Genomic DNA, 4,889 nt, shown 5'->3' on the forward strand with positions numbered 1-4,889 from the left:
GGTGAAGACGGTGCGCGGTATCGTCGACTGGATCGTCGCCCGGCAGAGCCCGCCGGCGCCCGCCGGCGAACCCGCCGGTGCGGCCACGGCCCTCGCTTCCCCGGCACGGGTGGGCGGCGAAGCCGCGGGACCCGCCGTCCCGGCGCTTGACCGGTCCGCGGTGTCGGACGTGGTGGTCGGGGTGATCGGGGAGCAGACCGGTTATCCGGTGGAGATGCTGGAACCGGATCTGGATCTCGAGGCGGACCTGTCGATCGACTCGATCAAGCGCACGGAGGTGCTCGGGGAACTCGCCGCGCGGCTGGGTCTCGTGGACGCCAGCTCCGGGGAGCTGGACGAGGAGATCGTCGAGGAGCTCGCGGCGGTGAAGACGGTGCGCGGTATCGTCGACTGGATCGTCGCCCGGCAGAGCCCGCCGGCGCCCGCCGGCGAACCCGCCGAGCCGGACGCGCCCGCCGGCCGGGACCGGGCCGACGGCGTGGAGCCCGAACTCGCCGTGGCGTCCGCGTCCGCCGAGCCGGACACGCGGATCCCGCTGCGGCGCTATGTCGTCGAACCACGGACCGTCGCGGCGCTGGCCGGCTCACCACGGCCCGATCTCGCCGGGGCGAGGTTCCTGCTCGTCGAGGGCGGCCTCGGGGTGGGTCTGACGCTCGCCACCCGGCTCGAGCAGGCTGGTGGCCAGGCGCGGATCATCGCCGCGGACGATCCCGGTCTCGTCGACCAGATCCGGGCCGGTGCCGGCGCGGACGGACTCGTCTGGATCGCCTCCGCCGACCCGGGCGCCGACGAGCGATCGGTGCTGCCCGGGGCGTTCCCGGCGCTGCGGGCGGCGGCGCTTGGTGGCAGCCGGCGGGTCCTCGTCGTCACCGGCCACGGCGGCCGGTTCGGCCAGGCGGTGGCGGGTGAGGACGGCTCGGCCGAGCGGCGAGGTACCGACCCGGGACCGGCCGCCGTGCACCCGACGCCGGGGGCTGGCCTGGCCGGGCTGGTGCGCACGATCGCCCACGAGGTGCCGGGACTCACGCTGCGTGCCGTGGACGTCGAGCCGAAGGAGGAGCCGCGGGGCATCGCGGAGAACCTGTTCGCCGAGCTGCTCCAGCCCGGCGGACCGGTGGTCGTCGGCTACCGGGAAGGTGTGCGCGTGCTGCCGTCGGTCGGCGAGATCCCGCTCGTCGGTGCCGGGGATCTGCCTGCCGGGCTCGACAGGTCCTCGGTCGTGCTGCTCACCGGTGGTGCCCGGGGCATCACCGCAGCAGTTGCCGTGGAGCTGGCCCGCCGCTCGGGCTGCGCCATTGAGCTGATCGGCCGGACCGGACCGCCCGCCGCGCCGGAGGACCCGGCGACCGCCGGCGCCGCCGACGCGCCCGCGCTGCGCCGCGCGCTGGTCGCGGCGGGTGTCCGCCGCCCGGCGGAGATCGAGGCGCGGATCGGCCGACTGCTCGCCGAACGGGAGGTGCGGACGACCCTGGCCACCCTCGGCGAACTATCCGCATCGGTGCGCTACCACGCCGTCGATGTGCGGGACACCGCCGCGGTCACCGCGGTCGTCGCGGACATCTACGCCCGCCACGGCCGCCTCGACGGGGTGGTGCACGGCGCCGGCGTCCTCGCCGACCGGCTGCTGCGGGACAAGACGCCCGAGTCGTTCGAGCAGGTCTTTCGCACGAAGGTCGACGGGGCGCGGGCGCTGTTTGCCGCGGTGCGCGGCGACGTCGGGTTCGTCGCCCTGTTCGGCAGCGTCGCGGGGGTCTTCGGCAACCGCGGCCAGGTCGACTACGCGGCGGCGAACGAGGCCCTCGACACCCTCGCTCACGCGGCGGCCGGCCGGTTCAACGGCCGGGTCGTCAGCGTCGACTGGGGTCCCTGGGGCTCCGCCCGCGGTGGGATGGTCTCCGCGGAACTCGCCCGTGAATACGCTCGGCGCGGCATCGGTCTGATCGAGCCGGCCGAGGGCGTCGACGCGCTGCTGCGCGAGCTCGCCGCGGCGCCCGACGGTCCCGCGCAGGTCGTGTACATGTGCGCCGACGCGGCGGCGTTCGATGGCTGACAGGCAGGACCCACCCGGTGTGCCGCCGATCGCCGTGGTCGGGATGTCGGCGTTGTTCCCCGGAGCCGGGGACCTGGACACCTACTGGCGCAACATCACCGGCGGTGTCGACGCCATCCGGGATGTGTCGCCGGGGCGGTTCGACGTCGACGAGTACTTCGCCGCCGGCGCCGGCGTGGACGGGGCAGGGGACTCCTTCTACTGCCGGCGCGGCGGGTTCGTCGACGAACTGGCCGCGTTCGACCCGACGGCGTTCGGGATCGTCCCGAACGCCGTGGACTGGGTGGAACCGGACCAGCTTCTGGCGCTGCGCCTCGCCGCCGAGGCCATCACCGACGCCGGCGGTGCCGAGCGGCTCGGCGACGCCGAGCGCGTCGGCGTCGTCCTCGGCCGCGGCGGCTACGTCGGCTCCGGCGTCGCCCGGCTCGAACAGCGGGTGCGGACCTCCCGTCAGCTCGCGACGACGTTGCGTGAGGTCCTGCCCGATCTTCCCGCCGAGGCGGTCGAACGGGTCCGCGCGGCCTTCGTCGACCAGCTCGGCCCGGTCCGGGCGGAGGCGTCGATCGGCCTGGTGCCGAATCTCGCCGCGTCGCGGATCGCGAACCGCCTCGACCTGTCCGGGCCCGCGTACACGGTGGACGCGGCCTGCGCGTCGTCTCTGATCGCCGTCGAGCAGGCCATGCGTGACCTTGGTTCGGGCCGAACCGACGCGATGATCGTCGGTGGGGCGCACCTCGTCCACGAGGCGTCGTTCTGGAGCGTGTTCACGCTGCTGCGGGCGCTGTCGCCGAGCGAGGCGATCCGTCCGCTGGACCGGCGCGCCGATGGCATCCTCATCGGCGAGGGCGTCGGCATGCTCGTGCTGCGTCGGCTCGCCGACGCCCGCCGCGACGGCGACCGGATCTACGCGGTCCTGCGCGGAGCCGGCACGGCGAGCGACGGGCGCTCCGCCTCGCTGATGGCCCCGGCCGTCGACGGGCAGACGCTCGCCGTGCGGCGCGCCTGGGCGGACGCTGGCCTCGATCCGACGGCGCCCGGCGCCATCGGCCTGATCGAGGCGCACGGCACGGCGACGCCGGCCGGCGACGCTGCCGAGCTGACCACCCTGGGCCGGATCTTCGGGACAGCGACGTCCGGTTCCCGTTCGGCGCCCGACATCGGGATCGGTTCGGTCAAGTCCATGATCGGCCATGCGATGCCGGCGGCCGGGGCGGCCGGCCTGATCAAGACAGCGCTGGCGCTGCACCACCAGGTGCTGCCGCCCACGCTGCACTGCGACGAGCCGCATCCCGCCTTCGCCGGCAGCCGCTTCGCCCCGATTCGCGTGGCCACCCCGTGGGACACCCCGGCTGGCGGCGGCCCGCGCCGCGCCGGCGTGAACGCCTTCGGTTTCGGCGGCATCAACGCCCACCTGGTCGTCGAGGAGGCGCCGCCGAGCGCGGCGATCACCGCCGTCCGCACGTTCCCCGCTCCGGTGCCCCTAGCTCCGGCGACGCCCGCCGGTTCAGTGCCCGCCGGTTCAGTGCCCGCCGGTTCAGTGCCCGCCGGCCCGGCCCTGGTCGACCCGGGCCGCCCGGGGGTCGCGGTGATGACGCCGCGGGTCGCCGACCCGGACGCCGAAGCTGTGCTGATGCTCACCGGCAGCGGCCCGGCCGATCTGCTCGCTCAGCTCGACCGGCCCGACGCCGAACTCCTCGACCGGGACGACGCGGCGAGTCCGCCGACCGGCGGCCCGTGGCGGCTCGCCCTGGTCGCGCCGAGTCCGCGCCGACTCGGCCTCGCCCGCACGGTGGTGGGGCGCGGGGCAGCGTGGCGCGGCCGTAACGATCTGTGGTTCACCCCCTCGGGACTGCTCGACCCGGGCGGGCCGGCCGCCGGGCGTATCGCGTTCCTGTTCTGCGGTCTGGAGGACAAGTTCGCCCCGCGCATCGACGACGTCAGCGCCCACTTCGGCCTCGGCGGGCTCGCCGTCGCGGACACCGCCGTGCTGGGCCAGCACGGCGTGGCCAGCGTCCAGGTCGGGCGGGTACTCGACGTCGCCCTGCGCCGGCTCGGCATCCTTCCGGACGTGGTCGGTGGACACAGCGTCGGCGAGTGGAACGCGATGATCTCCAGTGGACTGGTCACCGACGCGTTCGCGGACTCGTTCATCGCCGGGTTCGACTCGGCCTCACTGGAGGTGCCCGGGGTCGTCTTCGGTGCCCTGGGCTGCGGCGCGGACCGAGCCAGCGAGGTGATCGCCGACCTCGATGAGATCGTCATCTCCCACGACAACTGCCCGCACCAGTCGATCGTCTGTGGCCGCGAGAACCGCGTCCGCACCGTTCTTGACCGGCTGCGCCGCGACGGTGTCCTCGGCCAGATCCTGCCCTTCCGCTCCGGGTTCCACTCGCCGTTCCTGGCGCCCTATCTCGGCCCGCTGCGGGCCGGTCTCGACGCGACGAAGCTGGTCGAGGCGGCGGTCCCGATCTGGTCGGCGACGACGGTGGCGCCCTATCCGCGGGAGCACGACGCCATCCGGGAACTCGCCGTGCGCCACCTGCTGGAGCCGGTCCGGTTCCGGGAACTCATCACCCGGCTGCACGACACCGGCGTCCGCGCGTTCGTGCAGGTCGGCATGGGCAGCGTCGCCGGGTTCGTGGACGACACGCTGCGTGGACGGGACTACGCCACGCTGGTCTCGAACTCGCCGAAGCGACCGGGCCTGGACCAGTTGCGCCGGGTGGCCGCCGCGATGTGGGTCGAGGGCGCCTCGCCGCGGCTGGACCTTCTGCCGTGCCGAACCCGGCCCGAGCCGGCGGCCACGCCGGCCGCGGCCCAGGTCGAGAGAGCGCCGGCC

The 4,889-nt window shown here is 74.8% G+C and carries 2 protein-coding genes; both read left to right on the forward strand.

Annotated features, from left to right (window positions below; genetic code table 11):
• Positions 1–2,050 (forward strand): SDR family NAD(P)-dependent oxidoreductase (locus MXD58_RS19990; RefSeq protein WP_250609720.1); only part of this gene is annotated, 2,050 nt, incomplete at its 5' end.
• Positions 2,043–4,889, forward strand: a 2,847-nt coding sequence (locus MXD58_RS19995; protein WP_250609721.1) for a type I polyketide synthase, incomplete at its 3' end; no start/stop codon positions are given. The genes MXD58_RS19990 and MXD58_RS19995, both read left to right, overlap by 8 nt.

This window comes from Frankia sp. AgKG'84/4 (assembly GCF_023242965.2).
GTDB lineage: Bacteria > Actinomycetota > Actinomycetes > Frankiales > Frankiaceae > Frankia.